Source organism: Pseudomonas sp. 300, assembly GCF_055803035.1.
Window position 1 is genome coordinate 3,615,042 of record NZ_JAVLRV010000002.1, and the last position, 20,530, is coordinate 3,635,571.

Genomic DNA, 20,530 nt, shown 5'->3' on the forward strand with positions numbered 1-20,530 from the left:
GGGTTTTGTGGTGACAGGCCTGACGCCAAACTGACAGCGCCGTCAGTTAGCAGTCACCTTCCTGACCGGCGAACAGGTTTATAAAGGGAGGTATAACCCTGACCAAACTCCGTCCACCCAGCCCCGGCGTCCCACTCGCATGCGAATTCAGAAAAAAACCGCCCTGCTCGCCGCCTTTCTGATTGTCCTGGCAGCGCTGGGCGTGTGGTACGCCACCGAACCCGCCACGGCCAAACTCGCCGCACCCACGGCGATCCCGGTTCGAGTGGTCAACGTCAGCGAAAAAGACGTTCCGCGTTATGTCAGCGGCATCGGCTCGGTACTGTCACTGCACAGCGTGGTGGTCCGTCCGCAGGTCGACGGCATCCTCACCAGGATTCTGGTCAAGGAAGGTCAGTTGGTGAACAAGGGTGACCTGCTGGCCACCATCGACGACCGTTCGATCCGCGCCAACCTCGACCAGACCCGCGCGCAACTGGGCGAAAGCCAGGCGCAGTTGCAAGTGGCGTTGGTCAACCTCAAGCGTTACAAACTGCTGAGCGTCGACGACGGCGTGTCCAAGCAGACTTACGACCAGCAACAAGCGCTGGTCAACCAACTGAAAGCCACGGCTCAAGGCAATCAGGCTTCGATTGACGCCGCTCAGGTGCAGCTTTCCTACACACAGATTCGCTCCCCGGTCACCGGTCGCGTCGGGATTCGCACGGTGGACGAAGGCAACTTCCTGCGCATGACCGACACCCAAGGCTTGTTCACGGTGACCCAGATCGACCCGATCGCCGTGGAGTTTTCCCTGCCGCAGCAAATGCTGCCGACCTTGCAAGGCCTGATCAACGACCCGGAGCACGCTCAAGTGAAGGCCTACATCGGTGCCGACACCGACGGCGAAACCGGCAACCTGCTGGGCGAGGGTCACCTGACCCTGATCGACAACCAGATCAACGCCAACACCGGGACCATCCGCGCCAAGGCTGAATTCAATAATGCCGGGCAGAAACTTTGGCCGGGCCTTCTGGTAACGGTAAAAATTCAGACAGCTTTGGATAAAGATGCGCTGGTGGTCCCGCCCACCGTCGTACAGCGCGGTCTCGATCAACATTTCGTGTACCGGGTCAAGGGCGACAAGGTCGAAACCGTCACCGTACAAATGGTTTACCAAGGCAGCGGCCAGGACATCATCAAAGGCGTGAACCCCGGCGACGTGCTGGTCAGCGACGGCCAATCGCGGCTCAAGCCCGGCTCGACCGTGCAGGTACTGACCGAACCACCGCAAGTGGTGCAAACGGAGGCGAAACCATGAAGGGCCACGGCTCGGTTTCCGCGTGGTGCATCGATCATCCGGTGGCGACAATCCTGCTGACGTTCGCCCTGGTACTGCTCGGCGTCATTGCGTTCCCACGGCTGCCCATCGCGCCGCTGCCGGCCGCTGAATTTCCGACCATTCAGGTGGCCGCGCAACTGCCCGGCGCCAGCCCGGAAACCATGGCCTCCTCGGTGGCCACGCCGCTTGAAGTGCAATTCAGCGCCATCCCCGGCGTGACTCAGATGACCTCGAGCAGCGCCCTCGGCTCGACCAACCTGACCCTGCAATTCACCCTCGACAAAAGCATCGACACCGCCGCTCAGGAAGTGCAGGCCGCGATCAACACCGCTGCCGGCAAACTGCCCAAGGACATGCCGAACCTGCCGACCTGGCGCAAGGTCAACCCGGCCGATAGCCCGGTGCTGATTCTCAGCATCAATTCGACCCTGATGTCCGGCCCCGAACTCAGCGATCTGGTGGAAACGTTGCTGTCCCGTCAGATCAGCCAGATCGACGGCGTAGGCCAAATCAACATCACCGGTCAGCAACGACCGGCGATTCGCGTTCAAGCCTCGGCCGACAAACTCGCGGCCATCGGCCTGACGCTGGCGGATATTCGTCTGGCGATCCAGCAAACCAGCCTCAACCTGGCCAAAGGCGCGCTGTACGGCGAATCAAGTATCTCGACGCTATCGACCAACGATCAGTTGTTTCATCCCGAGGAATACAGCCAGCTCATCGTTTCCTACAAGGACGGTGCGCCCGTTCACCTGAAGGATGTCGCCAAGGTCGTCTACGGTTCGGAAGATGCCTATGTGCAAGCCTGGGCCGGAGACAAGCCCGGGGTGAACCTGGTGATTTCCCGGCAACCGGGCGCCAACATTGTCGAGACCGTGGATCGCATTCAAGCGGCGCTGCCCGGCCTCGAAGCGATGCTGCCGGCATCGGTGGAGGTCAAAGTGCTGGTGGACCGGACCCAGACCATCCGCGCCTCGTTGCATGAAGTGGAAATCACCCTGCTGATCGCGATCATGCTGGTGGTGGCGGTGATGGCGCTGTTTCTTCGTCAGTGGTCGGCGACGCTGATTGTGTCGGCGGTGCTGGGTGTTTCGCTGGTCGCCAGTTTTGCCCTGATGTACATCATGGGTTTCAGCCTGAACAACCTGACACTGGTGGCGATCGTGGTGGCCGTGGGGTTTGTGGTCGACGATGCGATTGTCGTGGTGGAGAACATTCACAGGCACCTGGAGGCCGGTGACGGCATGCGCGAGGCGGCGATCAAAGGCGCGGGCGAGATTGGTTTTACCGTGGTCTCGATCAGTTTTTCGCTGGTGGCGGCGTTCATTCCGCTGCTGTTCATGGGTGGCGTGGTCGGGCGGCTGTTCAAGGAGTTCGCCCTGACGGCCACGTCTACCATCATGATTTCCGTGGTGGTGTCGCTGACCTTGGCGCCGACGCTTGCGGCGCTGTTCATGCGAGCACCGGTGCATCACGCCCACAGCAAACCCACGTTCGGCGAACGCTTGCTGGCATGGTACGAAAAAGGCCTGCGCCGCGCCCTCGCCCATCAGAAATTGATGATCGGGGTATTCGGCTTGTCTCTGGCGCTGGCCATCGCCGGTTACATCTTCATTCCCAAAGGCTTCTTCCCGGTGCAGGACACCGGTTTTGTCCTCGGCACCACCGAAGCCGCCGCCGATATTTCCTACGGCGACATGGTGAAAAAGCACCTGGCGATGGCGGAAATCGTCGCGGCAGATCCGGCCGTCGCGGCGTTTTCCCACTCCGTCGGTGTCTCCGGCAGTAACCAGACCATCGCCAACGGCCGCTTCTGGATCTCCCTGAAAAAACGCAGCGAGCGCGACGTCTCGGCCAGCCAGTTCATCGACCGGATCCGTCCACAACTGATGAAGGTCCCGGGCATCGTGCTGTATCTGCGCGCAGGCCAGGACATCAATCTCAGTTCCGGCCCGAGTCGCGCGCAGTATCAATACGTGCTCAAGAGCAACGACGGCGCGACCCTCAGCACCTGGACCCAGCGCCTGACGGAAAAACTGCGCGCCAACCCGGCGTTCCGCGACATTTCCAATGACCTGCAACTGGGTGGCAGCATCACCCACATCAGCATCGACCGCAGCGCTGCCGCACGTTTCGGCCTGACCGCCAGCGATGTCGATGAAGCGCTGTACGACGCGTTCGGTCAGCGGCAGATCAACGAATTCCAGACCCAGGTCAACCAGTACAACGTGATCCTGGAGCTGGACACCAAGCAACGCGGCAAGGCCGAAAGCCTCAACTACTTCTACCTGCGCTCGCCGCTCAGTGGGGAAATGGTGCCGTTATCGGCGCTGGCGAAATTCGATGCGCCGACGGTGGGTCCGTTGTCGATCGCCCACGACGGCATGTTCCCGGCCGCCAACCTGTCGTTCAACCTGGCGCCCGGCGTCGCGTTGGGCGATGCGGTGATCATGCTCAACCAGGCCAAGGCCGAGATCGGCATGCCGGCGGCCATGAGCGGCAATTTCCAGGGCGCGGCCCAGGCGTTTCAGAGTTCGCTGGCCAGCCAGCCGTGGCTGATTCTGGCGGCACTGGTGGCGGTGTACATCATCCTTGGCGTGCTCTACGAGAGCTTTGTGCACCCGTTGACCATCATCTCCACCCTGCCTTCGGCGGGACTCGGGGCGGTGATCATGCTGTGGATCTTCGGCCAGGACTTTTCGATCATGGCGCTGATCGGGCTGGTGCTGCTGATCGGCATCGTGAAGAAGAACGGCATCCTGATGATCGACTTCGCGCTCGACGCCCAACGCAACCGAGGCTTGCCACCGGAAGAAGCGATTTTCCAGGCCTGCATCACGCGGTTCCGCCCGATCATCATGACCACCCTCGCCGCCCTGCTCGGTGCGCTGCCGCTGATGCTCGGCTACGGCACCGGCGCCGAACTGCGCCAGCCATTGGGTATAGCGGTGGTCGGCGGCTTGCTGGTGAGCCAGGCGCTGACGCTGTTTACCACTCCGGTCATATACTTGTGGCTGGAGCGGCTTTTCCATCGGCCAGAACCAGCACCCTTGACGGCGCTGGCGACCACAGACTGAGGCGGGGCCATGCGCGTTCTGATTATCGAAGACGAAGAAAAAACCGCGGACTATCTGCACCGCGGCCTGACGGAACAGGGTTACACCGTGGACCTGGCGCGGGACGGCGTCGAAGGCCTGCACCTGGCGCTGGAAAGCGATTACGCGGTGATCGTCCTCGACGTGATGTTGCCGGGCCTCGATGGCTTCGGCGTACTGCGCGCCTTGCGTGCGCGCAAGCAAACCCCGGTGATCATGCTCACCGCCCGCGAACGTGTCGAAGACCGGATCAAAGGCCTGCGCGACGGCGCCGACGATTACCTCGGCAAACCGTTTTCCTTTCTCGAACTGGTGGCGCGTCTGCAAGCCCTGACTCGGCGCAGCGGCGGCCATGAACCGGTGCAAGTGAGCATCGCCGACTTGTGGATAGATTTGATCAGCCGCAAGGCGACCCGCGCCGGCACGCGCCTGGACCTGACCGCCAAGGAGTTCTCGCTGCTCAGCGTACTGGCCCGCCGGCAAGGTGAAATCCTGTCGAAAACGGCGATTGCGGAAATGGTCTGGGACATCAATTTCGACAGCGACGCCAACGTCGTCGAAGTCGCGATCAAACGCCTGCGCGCCAAACTCGACGGGCCGTTCGACGAGAAACTGCTGCACACGATCCGTGGCATGGGTTATGTGCTGGAGAGCCGTGGTGTCCAGTAATTCGATTGCCCTGCGCCTCAGTGGAATGTTCACGCTGGTGGCGCTACTGGTGTTCCTGTTGATTGGCTGGGCGCTGTATCAACAGGTCGACAAAGGCCTGGGTCTGCTGCCCGAAGCCGAGCTGGACGCGCGTTACAGCGTGCTCGAATCCACCGTCGGTCGTTACGGCACGCCCGAGCATTGGGTGAAGATCAACAACAAGCTCAAGCTGCTCGGCGAAGAAGACAAACGCATCAGTTTCTGGATCATCAGCACCGATCCGCACTACGAATATGGCAACCCGACGCCGCAGATCCGCGCCTTCGCCGAAGGCCCCCTGGGCATGCGTGACTTGCAGCTGCCGGACCAGCCTTATCCAATGAAAGTGCTGGTCAGCCAGTTCCCGGCCAAGGATCAACGCCCGCCGCTGCGCTTCATGATCGGCATCGACACCGAGACGTTTTTTCAAACACAACACCATCTGCTGATTGCCCTGATCAGCCTGGCGATTGTCGGCGTGCTGCTGGCCTCGGCCCTCGGTTATTGGGTGGCACGGATCGGCCTCAAGCCGTTGATCAAGTTGTCCCAGGAGGCCCAACGACTAGCGCCGCCGTTGCGTTCCGGGCGCTTGCGTTTATCGTCGTTGCCGCCGGAGCTCAATCAGTTCGTCAACTCGTTCAACTCCACGCTGGAACGGGTCGAACAGGCTTACTCGCGGCTTGAGTCGTTCAATGCCGACGTTGCTCACGAACTGCGCTCACCGTTGACCAATCTGATTGGTCAGACCCAGGTTGCGCTGACGCGTGGACGCTCGGCGGAACACTATTTCGAGGTGCTGCAATCGAACCTTGAGGAGCTTGAGCGACTGCGTTCGATCATCAATGACATGCTGTTCCTCGCCAGCGCGGATCAGGGCAGCAAGGCCACCAAACTGACGTCCACCTCGTTGGCGGATGAAGTGGCGACGACGCTGGAATATCTGGATTTCATCCTGGAAGACGCGCAAGTCCAGGTGCAGGTCAGTGGCGATGCGCAGGTGCGGATCGAGATCGCGCATCTGCGTCGGGCGCTGATCAACTTGCTGAGCAACGCGGTGCAGCACACCGAGCCCGGGCAGGTGATTCAGGTGCGGATCGACGTCGAAGAGCATCAGGTGAGTATCGGTGTCGCAAACCCCGGCGCGCCGATTGCCAACGAACATCTGCCTCGATTGTTCGAGCGCTTTTATCGAGTCGATGCGTCGCGCAGCAACAGTGGCAACAACCATGGTTTGGGGTTGGCGATCGTCAAGGCGATTGCGCTGATGCACGGCGGGGATGTATTTGTGCGCAGTGACCATGGCATGAATACCTTCGGTATCCATTTGCCTGTTTAACCCGCTCGCGACCTTTGGCAGGTCTGTGATCTTTGCTTTTCCCGCAACAGTCCTTTCTTGAATTGGCTCTGTTTCCCATCGGCCAAGATCCTTATCTTTGCGCCACCAAACAGCACTTGCCAAGCAAGAAGGTTTTAAAGATGTCCAACACTATGGGTATTGCCAGCGCTTTCGTTTTGTCCTCTTTGTTCCTCTCCCCGTTCGCCATGGCTGAAGAGTCGCAGGCCTTCGTCGCCCACAATGCCGTGCGCGCCGCAGCGTTTAAAGACCATCAGAGCGAAATGACGGCCAAGGCTCAAGACGCCGCGCAAACCCCAAAAGCCTCGACCACTCAGGCCCAGCCACGGGTCGAGAAAGATAGTTGATCGCTCGCATCGCTCTATTTCCCTCGACACTTTTCATCGGCTCTTCCTTTTGAAAAGTTGTCTTCAAAGCCGCTGCTATCAGCGGCTTTTTTTTGTTGTGGTTCACACGCTGTCCGGTTCGTTTTCGCTAACAAGAAACATCCCGCACTTCAAAACAATGAAGTGTTCAGTTGACCCAAGGAGCTGTACCGCTAGTGCGTTTCCCTCAAAGATTCAATCCGCTGTTCATTGCAATTGCCGTAACGATGCCGATCAACGTCGAAGCAGCCGATCATGAAGGTTTCGTCGAAGGGTCGAGCCTCAACCTTAATGCCCGCAACTACTACATGAACCGCAACCGCCTGCAGCAGGCGGACGACAACATCGAATGGGGCCAGGGTTTCCTCGGCATTTTCGAATCAGGCTTCAGCGACGGCACCGTCGGTTTCGGCGTCGATGCCCACGCCATGCTCGGGCTCAAGCTCGACGGCGGTGGCGGCACTGACAATTCGAGCATCCTGCCGATCGGCGAGGGCAACGGCAAAGCGCCGGGGTCGTTTTCAACGGCGGGGGGCACGCTGAAAATGCGCGCCTTCAATACCGAGCTGAAGGCGGGCGACCTGTTTCTCACCAACCCGGTGATCGCTGGCGGCGAGACGCGCATGCTGCCGCAGACCTTTCGCGGCGTCAGCCTGAGCAACCACAGCTTCGACGGTTTTCTGATCGAAGGTGGCCAGGCGAGTTTCACCAAGCCCTACAACCAAAGCGGTCATACGCGCATCGGCACCTCTTATGGCAGCCTCGCCGAGGGCGACGAAAGCCAGCACCTGAATTGGGCCGGCGTGGCCTGGAGCGGCCTGCCGGGGTTGACCAGCAGCCTTTACGCCGCCGAGCTCAAGGACATCTGGAACCAGTACTACTACGACCTTGATTACACCTACGCGCTGAACGAACGAGTCAGCCTCAACCCGGGCCTGCACGTTTATCACACGCAAGACACCGGTGATGCGCTGCTGGGCAACATCGACAACAACACTTACAGCCTGCATTTCACCGTCGGCGTAGGCAATCACAGCGTCACCGCCGCCTACCAGCGGGTCAACGGCAATACACCGTTCGATTACATCAGCCAAGGCGACAGCATTTTTCTCGACAACTCCCAGCAGTATTCCGACTTCAACGGTCCGAATGAACGCTCGTGGAAACTCAAGTATGCCTACGACTTTGTCGGACTCGGCCTACCCGGCCTGACCTCGGCAGTGTCTTACTCCCGGGGCGAGCTGGACCTGACCAAGGTCGACCTTCAGAGTCGCGGTTATGCGTCGTGGTACAGCGCCGACGGCAAAAATGCCCAGCACTGGGAACGCGATGTCGACCTCAAATACGTGGTCCAGGACGGCAAGGCCAAGGACTTGGCAGTGCGCCTGCAATGGGCCACCAACCGTGGCGGCAATGGCTATGGCGCGCTGGATCAGGACACCGACGAATACCGGGTGATCGTCGACTACCCGCTCAATGTCTTCTAAGCTCTAGGCAGTAAAGGCCAGCGCGTTTTGCTGGCCTTTTTTTTGCTCCTCAAGCAGACCTATTTCCCATGCTCGCGAGCCGCCCCCCACTCGTTTCAGCCAAGACCGGCCGCCCGGAGCTCATGGTGATCCTCGGCAGCTCCCTGACGGTCATTGCGATTCTCAGCATCGTCACCTTCCTGCTGATCCGCGAACACGCCAACGCCCAGCAGGCGGCCACACGCGGCGCTACCACGATTGCGCAACTGATCAATGCCGACGTGCTGCGTACCGTCGAACTCTACGACCTGACCCTGCAAGGCCTGATTGCCGCCTCGCAACGGGACGACCTGAAACAGGTGTCCGCGCAAATCCGCCACCTCGTACTGTTCGACCGATCCACCACGGCGCGCTTCAAGGGTGACATTCTGTTGCTGGACAAGCACGGCGAGGTGCTGGCCGACTCATCGCAGATCGAACCCAAGCCCGGCAACTTTGCCGATCGCGATTACTTCCTCGCGCATGCCTTCAACCGCGACACCGGCATGTTCATCAGTCGGCCGTTCAAGCCCCGTTGTGACTGCGACGACAGCGACGAATGGCGCATCAGCTTCAGCCGCCGCATCTCCTCGGCCATCGGTGAGTTTCAGGGTGTTGCCGTGGCGTCGATGCGCTTGAGCTACTTCGATCAGTTATTCAACAGCCTGAGCATCGGCACCGACAGTGCGCTGTCGATCATCAACGATGAAGGTATTCTGCTGGCGCAGAAGCCCTATCTGGAAAACGACTCGATCGGCAAAGCCTTCGCCAACCGCCCGAACGTCGTGCGTATCCTGCGCGAGGGCAGTGGCAGCTTCGAAAGCGTGTCGAGCGTTGACCAGCAACGACGCCTGTATACCTTTTCCAGGGTCGGCAACCTGCCCTTGACGGTGATCGTCGCCCTCTCCGGCAACGAAGTGTTCGCCACCTGGAAACGCACGGCGATCGCGATCAGCGTTGCCACCGGCGTTCTGTGCATCGGCCTGCTCTGGCTGACGTGGCTGCTGTGTCGGGAGTTGCGTCTGCGGCACAACGCCGAGCAGGAACTCGCACAACTGGCCGCCACCGATGCCTTGACCGGCGTGGCCAACCGCCGAATGCTCGATCAAACCCTGCGCCATGAGTGGTTTCGCGCGCAACGCTCCGGCAAACCGCTGTCGGTGTTGATGATCGATGCCGACCACTTCAAGGCGTTCAACGATCAACATGGCCATCAAGCGGGTGACGATGCGCTGCGCGCGCTGGCCAAGGTGATCGACGAGCACGTACGGCGACCGACGGATCTGGTCGCTCGCTACGGAGGGGAGGAATTTTCGGTCATCCTGGCGGAAACGGACAGCGCGGGGGCACAGCAGATTGCTGAGCACATTCGGTCTGCGGTGGAGCAACTGCCGTTTGTGGCAGGGGTGGAATCACCGATCACTGTCAGTATTGGCATCAGCACCTGGACCCCGACCACCGATACCAGCCTTGAACAGTTGCTGTTTGCGGCGGACAAGGCGCTGTATCAGGCGAAGGAAAGCGGGAGGAATCGGGTGGTGGCTTCTGTCTGATGTTCTTGTGCTGTTGCGACTGGCCCCATCGCGAGCAGGCTCGCTCCCACACTTGAAATGCGTTCCCCTGTGCGAGCGGGCTTGCCCGCGAGGGGGCCAGAACGAACACCGCATCACTTTCCGGCAGGCATAAAAAAAGGCCACCCGAAGGCAGCCTTTAAAAACTAGAGAGGTTTTTTGCTTACACCGCCGCAACCGGACGCATGTAAGAGATCGGTGCAGCGCTGGCGTCTTCGAAAGTCACGACTTCCCAAGCATCTGTCTGCTCAATCAACTTGCGCAGCAGCTGGTTGTTCAATGCATGTCCGGACTTGAAGCCCTTGAACTCACCAATCAGGCTATTGCCCAGCAGGTAGAGGTCACCAATTGCATCGAGGATTTTGTGCTTCACGAATTCGTCTTCATAGCGAAGGCCGTCTTCGTTCAGTACACCATCCGCGTCGACCACAATAGCGTTTTCAACGCTGCCGCCGAGTGCGAGGTTGTGCTTGCGCAGGTACTCGATGTCACTCATGAAACCAAAGGTACGGGCGCGGCTGACTTCTTTTACGAACGAAGTACTGGAAAAATCCACGCTTGCACTTTGTGTGCGGTTACGGAAAACCGGGTGATCGAAATCGATCTCGAAACTCACCTTGAAGCCTTCGAAAGGGACGAAAGTGGCGCGTTTGTCGCCATCTTCCACTGTCACTTCCCGCAGGATCCGGATGAACTTCTTCGGTGCGTCCTGTTCTTCCAGGCCGGCCGATTGAATCAGGAATACGAAAGGTCCAGCGCTACCATCCATGATCGGGACTTCAGACGCGGAGAGCTCGACGTAGGCGTTATCGATGCCCAGGCCAGCCATGGCCGAGAGCAAGTGCTCCACCGTGTCCACTTTGACGTCACCGTTGACCAGCGTGGTCGACATCGTGGTTTCGCCAACGTTTTCCGCGCGTGCAGGGATCTGCACCACAGGGTCCAGATCGGCACGAACAAACACGATGCCGGTGTCGACAGGTGCAGGCTTGAGGGTCAGGTATACCTTCTCCCCGGAGTGCAGGCCGACACCTGTGGCACGGATAATATTTTTCAGTGTGCGTTGTTTAATCATGGCTTGGGCCGCTTCAGCGCAAATTGCGAACTGGTATCAACAAAGGCTGGCGATGATAGCAGACCGCGCCTTTGCTGAACACCAATCACCTTCATAGCCCTGATACATTCCATTAATCGGCCTGACGACGCAGGAAAGCCGGGATGTCCAGGTAATCCAGATCATCTTGCGGATTCATCTTCGCGGCAGTCGCAGCACCGGCCTGAGCCTGGTTGCGCATGACGGTCGGACGGTCCAGGTCACGGTAGTTCACCGCTGGAGCTTCCTGACGAGCGGGAGCCGATTGTTGCGGCTGCGACGCCATGGAGGTGTGAACGGTGTTGTCGATGACCTTCACAGGCTTCTCGATTTTCGCGCCCAGACCGGTGGCAACCACAGTCACGTGCAACTCGTCGCGCATGTCCGGATCGATAACGGTACCGACCTTGACCATCGCGTGCTCGGAAGCGAAAGCTTCGATGATGCTACCCACGTCGGAGTACTCACCCAGGGACAGGTCAGGACCGGCGGTGATGTTCACCAGGATGCCTCGTGCACCTTGCAGGTTCACGTCTTCCAGCAACGGGTTGCGAATGGCCGCTTCAGTGGCCTCGCGTGCACGGTTCGGACCGCTGGCGCAGCCAGTGCCCATCATCGCCATGCCCATTTCGCTCATCACGGTACGCACGTCGGCAAAGTCGACGTTGATCATGCCCGGACGCTTGATGATGTCGGAGATACCGCGAACGGCACCGGCCAGTACATCGTCAGCCTTGGCGAAAGCCGACAGCAGGCTGGCGTCCTTACCGAGGATGGTCAGCAGCTTCTCGTTGGGAATGGTGATCAACGAGTCGACGCTTTCCGACAGCAGGCGGATGCCTTCGTCGGCGAGCTGCATGCGCTTGCGACCTTCGAACGGGAACGGACGGGTCACCACCGCAACGGTGAGGATCCCCATTTCCTTGGCCACTTCGGCAATGATCGGCGCAGCACCGGTACCGGTACCGCCGCCCATGCCAGTGGTGATGAACACCATGTTGGTGCCCTGCAGGACTTCGGCAATGCGCTCACGATCTTCGAGAGCGGCCTGACGACCTACTTCAGGGTTGGCACCGGCGCCGAGACCTTTGGTCACGCTGGTGCCCAGTTGCAGGATGGTCCGCGCGCTGATGCTTTTCAGCGCCTGGGCATCAGTGTTAGCGCAGATGAATTCAACGCCTTCAATGTTGCTCTTGACCATGTGGTTGACAGCGTTGCCGCCGCCTCCGCCAACACCGATAACTTTAATTACCGGGCTTGCGGGGATGTTGTCTACGAGTTCGAACATTTTCCCTCTCCTTTGATTCTCTAGTTTTTTCGCCTACTACCTGTATCTACAACGGTGCTGCGGTAATTCTTCAGAAGTTGCCTTGTACCCAGCTCTTGATGCGATCGAGCAAGGCGGCTTTCGGTTCGTCATTGCTGTAGCTGTCACGGCTGCTGATGCCCGAGAACGAAATCCCGTCGGACTGCTTCTGCAGGCCGTACATCAACAGGCCGACGCCGGTGGAATAAATCGGGTTGCGCACCACGTCGTCCAGGCCCTTGACGCCATGCGGCACACCCAGGCGGACCGGCATGTGGAAAATCTCTTCGGCCAGTTCGACCGCGCCTTCCATCTTCGACGTACCACCGGTCAGCACGATGCCGGCCGGGATCAGGTCTTCGTAGCCGCTGCGACGCAGTTCGGCCTGGATCAGCGTGAACAGCTCGTCGTAACGCGGCTCGACCACTTCGGCCAGGGCCTGGCGGGACAGCTCGCGCGGTGGACGGTCGCCCACGCTCGGGACCTTGATGGTTTCACCGGCACCGGCCAGTTTGGCCAGGGCGCAGGCGTAGCGAATCTTGATTTCTTCGGCGTACTGGGTCGGGGTGCGCAACGCCATGGCGATGTCGTTGGTCACCTGATCGCCCGCAATCGGGATCACGGCGGTGTGCCGGATCGCGCCTTCGGTGAAGATCGCGATGTCGGTGGTGCCGCCGCCGATGTCCACCAGGCACACGCCCAGCTCTTTCTCGTCGTCGGTCAATACCGAGTACGCGGACGCCAGTTGCTCGAGAATGATGTCGTCGATTTCCAGACCGCAGCGGCGCACGCATTTTTCAATGTTCTGTGCGGCGTTGACGGCGCAGGTGACCACGTGGACCTTGGCTTCCAGACGTACGCCGGACATGCCCAGAGGTTCACGAACGCCTTCCTGGTTATCGATCACGTAATCCTGCGGCAGGGTGTGCAACACACGCTGGTCAGCCGGGATCGCCACGGCCTGGGCCGCGTCGAGGACGCGCTCAAGGTCGGCGGAGCTGACTTCGCGATCACGAATCGCGACGATGCCGTGGGAGTTCAGGCTGCGGATGTGATTGCCGGCCACGCCAACGAACGCCGAGTGGATCCGGCAACCGGCCATCAGCTGCGCTTCTTCGATTGCGCGCTGGATCGACTGCACGGTGGACTCGATGTTCACCACCACGCCTTTCTTCAGGCCGCGGGACGGATGAGTGCCGATCCCGACGATTTCCAGCGTGCCGTCGTCCGAGACCTCGCCTACCAGCGCCACCACCTTGGAGGTGCCGATATCGAGACCGACGATCATTTTGCCGCTTTGCACGTTTGCCATGGGTCCTGCCTCTTCTTAATTCTTCGCGACAGCGGGTTGGGCTGTCGTGGGCGCTACAGGTTCCCGCCAGCCAACAGCGAGGCCGTTGGCGTAGCGCAGATCGATGCGCGCAATGTTCGTAATCTGTTCTTTAAGCGTCTTGTCGTAGATGGCAATGAAGCGGCGCATCTTTTCCACCAGGTTGCCGCGGCCCAGCAGCAGTTCGATCCCCGGGCCCGCACTGCCGGCACCGGTGGTCAGGAACCAGCTGCCCCGTTCACGCAACTCCAGGCGTGCAATCGAGAAGCCCAACGGCCTGAGCATCTGGCTCAGCACCTGGTATTGCTGCATCACTTGCTGCTGAGCCCGTTGTGGGCCGAACAGCTGTGGCAAGTGTTCGTAGTTCGCCAGCTCACGCGGGGTGAACGCCTGGCCCTGGTTGTTCAACAGCGACTCATCGCCCCAACGGGCCACCGGCAATTGTTCTTCCAGGCGGATCACCACTTGATCCGGCCACACCCGACGCACTTCGGCGTGGGCAATCCATGGCATCTGTTCCAGCTCGGTGCGCATGCTCGCCAGGTCGATGGTGAAGAAGCTCGACGCCACATACGGGGCGATCCGCTGCTGCACCGCTTGCTGGCTGATGTAGCTCAGGTCGCCCTGCACTGCGACCTTGGTGATCGGCCGGTCGGCGTACGGCAACAAACGCTGCGCGCCTTCGTAAGTACCGAACCCCACTGCCACCAACATCACCGGCCAGAACAACGCTTTGAGAAAACCAAAATTGGCTTTCGGCAGGCGCGCAGACATCGGCTCTTTCGCCACCATTCGGCTGGCACCCCGCGGCACCGGCTTGCGGCCGGGTGCTGGAGGGGGCTGATGTCTTAGCTGTGCGCCTTGCATGGTCTTACCCTCGAACCTCAACACTGGCGGCCAGGATCGCCAGGACCAATTGCTGGAAATCCAGACCGGCGGCACGGGCCGCCATCGGGACCAAACTGTGATCGGTCATGCCCGGTGCGGTGTTGACTTCGAGGAACCAGAACTGCCCGTCGGCGTCCTGCATCACGTCAGCCCTGCCCCAACCGGCGATACCCAGCGCCTCACAGGCTTTCGCCGTGAGGTCCATCAGTTCTTTTTCCTTGGTGCTGTCCAGGCCACACGGAATCCGGTACTGGGTATCGGAAGCCACGTACTTGGCGTCGTAGTCGTAGAAACTGTGCGTCGTGCCCAGGGCAATCGGTGGCAACACCTGGTCACGCAGGGTGGCGATGGTGAACTCCGGACCTTGAATCCATTGCTCGACCAACACTTGCGAATCGTAGGTACTGGCCGCTTTCCACGCTTCAATCAACTCGGGCGCGGAAGTCACTTTGGCCATCCCGATACTTGAACCTTCATGGGCCGGTTTGACGATCAAAGGGAAGCCCAGTTCCGTCGCCGCCGAAATACAATCAGCCTCGGAACTCAGTACCGCGTGGCGTGGCGTAGGAATGCCGAGGCTGTGCCAGACCTGTTTGGTGCGCAGCTTGTCCATGGCCAGTGCCGAGGCCAGAATGCCGCTGCCGGTGTAAGGAATGCCCAGGCATTCCAGCAGGCCTTGCATGCTGCCGTCTTCACCGCCACGGCCGTGGAGAATGATAAAGGCGCGGTCGATTTTTTCGTTGAGCAAACGCTGCAACAGGTCATCGCCCACGTCGAGGCCGAACGCATCCACACCAGCGCTTAGCAGCGCGTCGAGAACGGCGTTGCCCGACTTCAGGGACACCTCACGCTCGGCACTCTTGCCGCCGAACATCACGGCGACGCGGCCGAAATCTTTCGGCGCGATCGTGGAGACGAGGTTGGCGTAAGCAGCAATCATTTCAACTTCCCCACGCTTGGCGCGGCAACAGCGCCAGCGAACAACGGACTGTTCAACAGTTTCGGTGCAAGACCGCCGATATCACCGGCGCCCTGGCACAGCAGAATGTCGCCGGCACGCAGCAGCGGCTTGACCACCGGCGCAAGGTCGACACCGCGCTCGATGTAGATCGGGTCGAGCTGGCCACGCTGACGGATGCTGTTGCACAGCTTGCGGCTGTCCGCACCCGGAATCGGCTCTTCGCCCGCCGGGTACACCTCCATCAGCAACAGCACGTTGGCGTCGGCCAGTACATTGACGAAATCGTCGTACAGGTCGCGGGTGCGGCTGTAACGGTGCGGCTGGTAAACCATCACCAGACGGCGCTCCGGCCAGCCACCGCGCACGGCCTTGATCACCGCGGCCACTTCGGTCGGGTGGTGACCGTAATCGTCGACCAGCATCACGCTGCCGTCTTCGACGGGCAGTTCGCCATAGACCTGGAAGCGTCGGCCGACACCCTGGAACCCGGACAGGCCCTGGACGATGGCTTCGTCGCTGACGCCTTCGTCAGTGGCGATGCAGATGGTGGCCAGCGCATTCAGCACGTTGTGGTTGCCCGGCATGTTCACCGAGACATCCAGCGGTTCGCGATCAGGACGCAGCACGGTGAAGAAGGTCTGCATGCCCTGCTGGCGCACATTGATCGCGCGCACGTCGCAGTCATCACCGAAGCCGTAGGTGACGGCCGGACGTTTGACCTGTGGAAGGATTTCACGCACGACCGGGTCGTCCAGGCACACCACCGCCAGACCGTAGAACGGCAGGTTGTGCAGGAACTCGACGAAGGTTTTCTTCAGTTTGTTGAAGTCACCGTCGTAGGTCGCCATGTGATCGGCGTCGATGTTGGTGACCACGGCCACCAGCGGTTGCAAGTGCAGGAAACTGGCGTCGCTTTCGTCGGCTTCGGCGATCAGGTAGCGGCTGGTGCCGAGCTGGGCATTGGTGCCCGCGGCATTCAGGCGGCCACCGATGACGAACGTCGGATCAAGGCCACCGGCGGCGAACACCGAAGCGATCAGGCTGGTGGTGGTGGTTTTGCCGTGCGTACCGGCAACGGCGATGCCGTGGCGATAGCGCATCAGTTCAGCCAGCATCTCGGCACGCGGCACCACCGGAATACGGCGCTCAAGCGCGGTGGCGACTTCCGGGTTGGAGGTGTTCACGGCGCTCGACACCACCAACACGTCGGCGGCGGCAGCGTTCTCGGCACGGTGGCCGATAAAGATCTGGGCGCCAAATGATTCGAGACGCTCGGTGACCGGCGAAGCTTTCAGGTCGGAACCGGACACTTCATAGCCCAGGTTCAGCAACACTTCGGCGATCCCGCACATGCCCACGCCGCCGATACCGACGAAGTGGATGCGACGGATGCGGCGCATTTCCGGTTGTGGCATGGCTTTCTGATTCTCAACCATGGGCCACCTCCAGGCAGGTATCGACCACGTTACGGGTCGCATCGGGTTTGGCCAGGCGACGTGCCGCGGTGGCCATGTCGGTGAGTCGTTGTGGTTGCATCAGGACCTCTGTCAGGCGTGCGGCTAGATCCGCTGCGCCAGTCGTTCTTTGCGGCATCAGGAAGGCAGCGCCTTCACGGGCCAAATAATCGGCGTTGCGGGTCTGGTGATCGTCGATCGCGTGGGGCAAAGGCACCAGCATCGAGGGCAGACCGGCGGCGGCCAGTTCACTGATGGTCAGCGCGCCTGCGCGGCACACCACCAGGTCGGCCCAGCCATAGGCGTGGGCCATGTCTTTGATGAAAGGCTGCACTTGCGCCTCGACGCCAGCCGCGCGATAGCGCTCTGCAGTCACTTCATCGTGGTTTTTGCCGGCCTGATGGAACACGTCCGGGCGCAGGTCGGGGGCGACGTGCGACAGGGCTTCAGGCAGCAACTTGTTCAACGGTTCTGCGCCCAGGCTTCCGCCCAGGATCAGCAAACGCGCCTTGCGACCAGCCAGGGCTGGTCGCGGGGTGTCGAGGAACAGCTCGGTGCGCACCGGGTTACCGGTGGTCCGTCGGCTGTCCGACAGGGTAAAGGTGTCGGGGAACGCTTCACAGACTCGGGCGGCCAACGGCACCAGCAACCGATTGGCGGTACCGGCCACGGCGTTCTGTTCGTGAACGATCACCGGTACGCCGGCCAGTTTGGCTGCAACGCCGCCAGGACCAGTCACATAACCACCGAAGCCGACCACGCACACCGGCTGAAGCTGGCGAATGATCGCCCGCGCCTGCCAGACGGATTTGAGCAACATCAACGGCGCCTTGAGCAGGGACAATTTGCCCTTGCCGCGCAAACCGCTGGCGTTGATCCGGTGCAGCTCGATGCCGGCCATCGGCACCAGGTCATTCTCGATACCACGCGGAGTGCCAAGCCAATGCACGGTGTAACCGCGGGCCTGGAACTCGCGAGCGCAAGCCAGCGCCGGAAACACGTGGCCGCCGGTGCCGCCCGCCATAATCAATACGTTAGCGCCCATGGGTCGGCTCCTCGGCGAAGTCGCTCTCATGGAACTCCATCTCCTCACTGCCCAGATGGGTTCGACTCTCCCACTCAATGCGCAGCAACAATCCGAGACAGGCACAGCAGATCACCAACGAGCTACCGCCATAACTGAGGAACGGCAGGGTCAGGCCTTTGGTTGGCAGCAGGCCGACGTTCACCCCGATGTTGATCAGGAACTGACCAATCCACAGGAATGACAAGCCGTACGCGATATAAGCGGCGAAGAATTGCTTGGCCTTCTCGGCCCAATAACCGATGTACATGCCGCGAATACAGACAAACACGAACAGCGCCACGGTGCACAAGGAACCCACGGCACCCAGTTCTTCGGCCAGAACCGAGAACACGAAGTCGGTGTGGGCTTCCGGCAGGTAGAACTGTTTCTGCACGCTGTTGCCCAGGCCTACGCCCAGCCACTCACCGCGACCAAACGCGATCAATGCCTGCGACAACTGATAACCGGCACCGAACTGGTCAGCCCAAGGGTCGGCAAAGTTGGTCAGACGCGCCATCCGGTATGGCTGCACCTGAATCAACAACACCACCGCCGCGACCGCCAGAACCACCATCAAGGAGAACCGGAACAGCCCGACCCCGCCGAGAAACAGCATCGCCGCAGCCGCCCCCATCATCACGACGGTGGCACCGAAGTCCGGCTCCATCAGCAACAGCCCCGCCATCGGCAGCAGCACGATGAACGGCTTGAAGAAACCCATCCAGCTTTCACGCACTTCTTTCTGGCGACGCACCAGATAACCGGCGAGGTAGATCACCACGAACACTTTGGCGATCTCGGAAGGCTGAACGTTGAAGAAACTGAAACCGATCCAGCGCATCGAACCGTTCACTTCACGGCCGATCCCCGGAATGATCACCATCACCAGCAAACCGAACGCACCAATCAGCATCAGCCAGCCCAGGCGCTGCCAGGTGGCGATCGGAATCATCATGGTGACAATGCAGGCAGCCAGGCCCAGCACCACGTAGATCAGGTGGCGAATCATGTAATACAGCGCGCTGCCCGACTGCACGGCTGCCACTTCAGTCGAAGCCGAGGCAATCATGACCAGGCCGAGGCCGATCAAGGCCAGGCATCCGACGAGCATCGGAAAGTCGAGGTCGATGCCGCGCCCGGTGATGAGCGGCGAAGGATACGGCTTGATGATGTTGAGCAGGCTCATGCCAGATCCTCCACGGCTTGGACGAACTGGTGACCACGGTCTTCGTAATTCTTGAACATGTCGAAACTGGCGCAGGCCGGCGACAACAGCACCACGTCGCCCGGTTGCGCAGCAGCGCGGCATTGCTCCACCGCTTCGACCAGCGAAGCGGCGCGGATCAGCGGCACCGCGTCGCCAATGGCTTCACCGATCTTGTCGGAATCACGGCCCATCAGGATCACGGCGCGGCAGTTGGCCGCCACCGGATCACGCAGATCATTGAACTCGGCGCCCTTGCCGTCGCCACCGGCGATCAGCACGATCTTGCCGTCGATGTCCGCTCCCAGCCCTTCGATGGCGGCGAGTGCGGCGCCAACGTTGGTGGCTTTGGAATCGTTGTAGTAGCTCACACCGTCCAGGTCACGGACCCACTGGCAGCGATGTTCGAGACCGGCGAACGTGCGCAGGCTCGACAGCATGGCGTCGAACGGCAGGCCGACCGCGTGCCCCAGGGCCAGTGCCGCCAAGGCGTTGGATTGATTGTGGGCGCCGCGAATTTTCAACTCGCGCACCGGCATCAGGTTCTGGAATTCGAAGGCCAGGTATTTCTCGCCGTCCTCTTCCCGGATACCAAAGGCCTTGAAATCGGGTTTGCCCAAACCGAAGGTCCAGCAAGGCTGGCCTTCGCCAATCAATGGACGGGTCAGGGCGTCCTGACGATTGACCACAAACTGTTTGGCGCCACGGAAGATCCGATGCTTGGCCAGGTGATAGGCCGGCAGACCGCTGTAGCGGTCCATGTGGTCTTCGCTGACGTTGAGCACGGTCGCCACTTCGGCGCCGAGGTGATCGGTGGTTTCGAGCTGGAAGCTCGACAGTTCCATCACGTACAACTCGACGTCATCGCGAAGCAGGTCCAGCGCCGGCGTACCGAGGTTGCCGCCGACAGCGACGCGTTTGCCGGCCGCAGCCGCCATCTCGCCCACCAGCGTGGTCACGGTGCTTTTCGCGTTGGAACCGCTGATGGCAACAATCGGCGCCTTCGCGTTGCGCGCGAACAACTCGATGTCGCCGGACAATTTCACGCCACGGGCGGCGGCGGCCTGCAGGGCCGGGGTCGCCAGCGCCAGACCGGGGCTCACGTAGAGCTCGTCGGCACGGCACAGGAATTCGACGTCCAGCTCGCCACAACGCACTTCCACGTGCGGATAGTCACGCTTGAGCGTGGCCAGTTCCGGTGGATTTTCCCGCGTATCGGCCACGGCAAACGACGTGCCCCGGTTCGCCAGGAAGCGAACCAGGGACATGCCGCTCTTGCCGAGGCCGACAACGATGCGGAAGTGGTCAGAAGCGATCAGAGACACTCGTT

Annotated in this window: 16 protein-coding genes; 7 read left to right on the forward strand and 9 right to left on the reverse strand. The window is 60.7% G+C overall.

What is annotated here, in order from left to right:
- The first annotated feature begins 139 nt into the window (after window positions 1–139).
- From Q7W83_RS23055 to Q7W83_RS23085, 7 genes are all read left to right on the forward strand, one after another.
- Window positions 140–1,300: an efflux RND transporter periplasmic adaptor subunit gene (locus tag Q7W83_RS23055; RefSeq protein ID WP_473657154.1), complete on the forward strand. Its 1,161-nt coding sequence runs from the start codon at window positions 140–142 to the stop codon at window positions 1,298–1,300.
- Window positions 1,297–4,398 carry a multidrug efflux RND transporter permease subunit gene (locus Q7W83_RS23060; RefSeq protein ID WP_150639644.1) on the forward strand — a complete coding sequence of 1,034 codons (3,102 nt, stop codon included), beginning with the start codon at window positions 1,297–1,299 and terminating at the stop codon, window positions 4,396–4,398. Before Q7W83_RS23055 ends, Q7W83_RS23060 begins: the two co-directional genes overlap by 4 nt.
- A 9-nt stretch (window positions 4,399–4,407) precedes the next feature.
- Window positions 4,408–5,085, forward strand: a complete 678-nt coding sequence (locus Q7W83_RS23065; RefSeq protein ID WP_007916978.1) for a heavy metal response regulator transcription factor — start codon at window positions 4,408–4,410, stop codon at window positions 5,083–5,085.
- A complete protein-coding gene (locus Q7W83_RS23070) occupies window positions 5,075–6,439 on the forward strand; it encodes a heavy metal sensor histidine kinase (RefSeq protein WP_150633447.1) in 1,365 nt (454 codons plus the stop codon). The genes Q7W83_RS23065 and Q7W83_RS23070 overlap by 11 nt, the downstream gene beginning before the upstream one ends.
- A gap of 140 nt (window positions 6,440–6,579) precedes the next feature.
- The gene (locus Q7W83_RS23075; RefSeq protein ID WP_473657159.1) at window positions 6,580–6,804 is read left to right on the forward strand and encodes a hypothetical protein; all 225 of its coding nucleotides are present in this window, start codon (window positions 6,580–6,582) and stop codon (window positions 6,802–6,804) included.
- 194 nt (window positions 6,805–6,998) lie between these two features.
- Complete coding sequence (locus Q7W83_RS23080; RefSeq protein WP_150639643.1) at window positions 6,999–8,309, forward strand: OprD family porin; 1,311 nt, start codon at window positions 6,999–7,001, stop codon at window positions 8,307–8,309.
- A gap of 68 nt (window positions 8,310–8,377) precedes the next feature.
- Window positions 8,378–9,880 (forward strand): diguanylate cyclase, encoded by a 1,503-nt coding sequence (locus Q7W83_RS23085; RefSeq protein ID WP_473657163.1) that lies wholly within the window; start codon window positions 8,378–8,380, stop codon window positions 9,878–9,880.
- Window positions 9,881–10,061: 181 nt separating this feature from the next.
- Here Q7W83_RS23085 and lpxC read toward each other — a convergent pair whose 3' ends face one another.
- From lpxC to murD, 9 genes are all read right to left on the reverse strand, one after another.
- Window positions 10,062–10,973, reverse strand: coding sequence for a UDP-3-O-acyl-N-acetylglucosamine deacetylase (gene lpxC / locus Q7W83_RS23090; RefSeq protein ID WP_150633451.1), 912 nt, complete (start codon window positions 10,971–10,973; stop codon window positions 10,062–10,064).
- Between the two features lie 112 nt (window positions 10,974–11,085).
- Window positions 11,086–12,279: a cell division protein FtsZ gene (gene ftsZ, locus Q7W83_RS23095; RefSeq protein ID WP_150633452.1), complete on the reverse strand. Its 1,194-nt coding sequence runs from the start codon at window positions 12,277–12,279 to the stop codon at window positions 11,086–11,088.
- 70 nt (window positions 12,280–12,349) lie between these two features.
- Window positions 12,350–13,609: a cell division protein FtsA gene (gene ftsA / locus Q7W83_RS23100; RefSeq protein ID WP_008025987.1), complete on the reverse strand. Its 1,260-nt coding sequence runs from the start codon at window positions 13,607–13,609 to the stop codon at window positions 12,350–12,352.
- Between the two features lie 15 nt (window positions 13,610–13,624).
- Window positions 13,625–14,494: a cell division protein FtsQ/DivIB gene (locus Q7W83_RS23105; protein ID WP_150633453.1), complete on the reverse strand. Its 870-nt coding sequence runs from the start codon at window positions 14,492–14,494 to the stop codon at window positions 13,625–13,627.
- A 4-nt stretch (window positions 14,495–14,498) separates the two neighbouring features.
- Window positions 14,499–15,455: a D-alanine--D-alanine ligase gene (locus tag Q7W83_RS23110; RefSeq protein ID WP_150633454.1), complete on the reverse strand. Its 957-nt coding sequence runs from the start codon at window positions 15,453–15,455 to the stop codon at window positions 14,499–14,501.
- Window positions 15,452–16,912, reverse strand: coding sequence for a UDP-N-acetylmuramate--L-alanine ligase (gene murC, locus Q7W83_RS23115; protein WP_150633455.1), 1,461 nt, complete (start codon window positions 16,910–16,912; stop codon window positions 15,452–15,454). The genes Q7W83_RS23110 and murC overlap by 4 nt, the downstream gene beginning before the upstream one ends.
- Window positions 16,905–17,975, reverse strand: coding sequence for an undecaprenyldiphospho-muramoylpentapeptide beta-N-acetylglucosaminyltransferase (gene murG / locus Q7W83_RS23120; protein ID WP_150633456.1), 1,071 nt, complete (start codon window positions 17,973–17,975; stop codon window positions 16,905–16,907). The genes murC and murG overlap by 8 nt, the downstream gene beginning before the upstream one ends.
- Window positions 17,965–19,182: a putative lipid II flippase FtsW gene (gene ftsW, locus Q7W83_RS23125; RefSeq protein WP_150640034.1), complete on the reverse strand. Its 1,218-nt coding sequence runs from the start codon at window positions 19,180–19,182 to the stop codon at window positions 17,965–17,967. The genes murG and ftsW overlap by 11 nt, the downstream gene beginning before the upstream one ends.
- Window positions 19,179–20,525: a UDP-N-acetylmuramoyl-L-alanine--D-glutamate ligase gene (gene murD / locus Q7W83_RS23130; RefSeq protein ID WP_458377054.1), complete on the reverse strand. Its 1,347-nt coding sequence runs from the start codon at window positions 20,523–20,525 to the stop codon at window positions 19,179–19,181. Before murD ends, ftsW begins: the two co-directional genes overlap by 4 nt.
- Window positions 20,526–20,530: the final 5 nt, after the last annotated feature.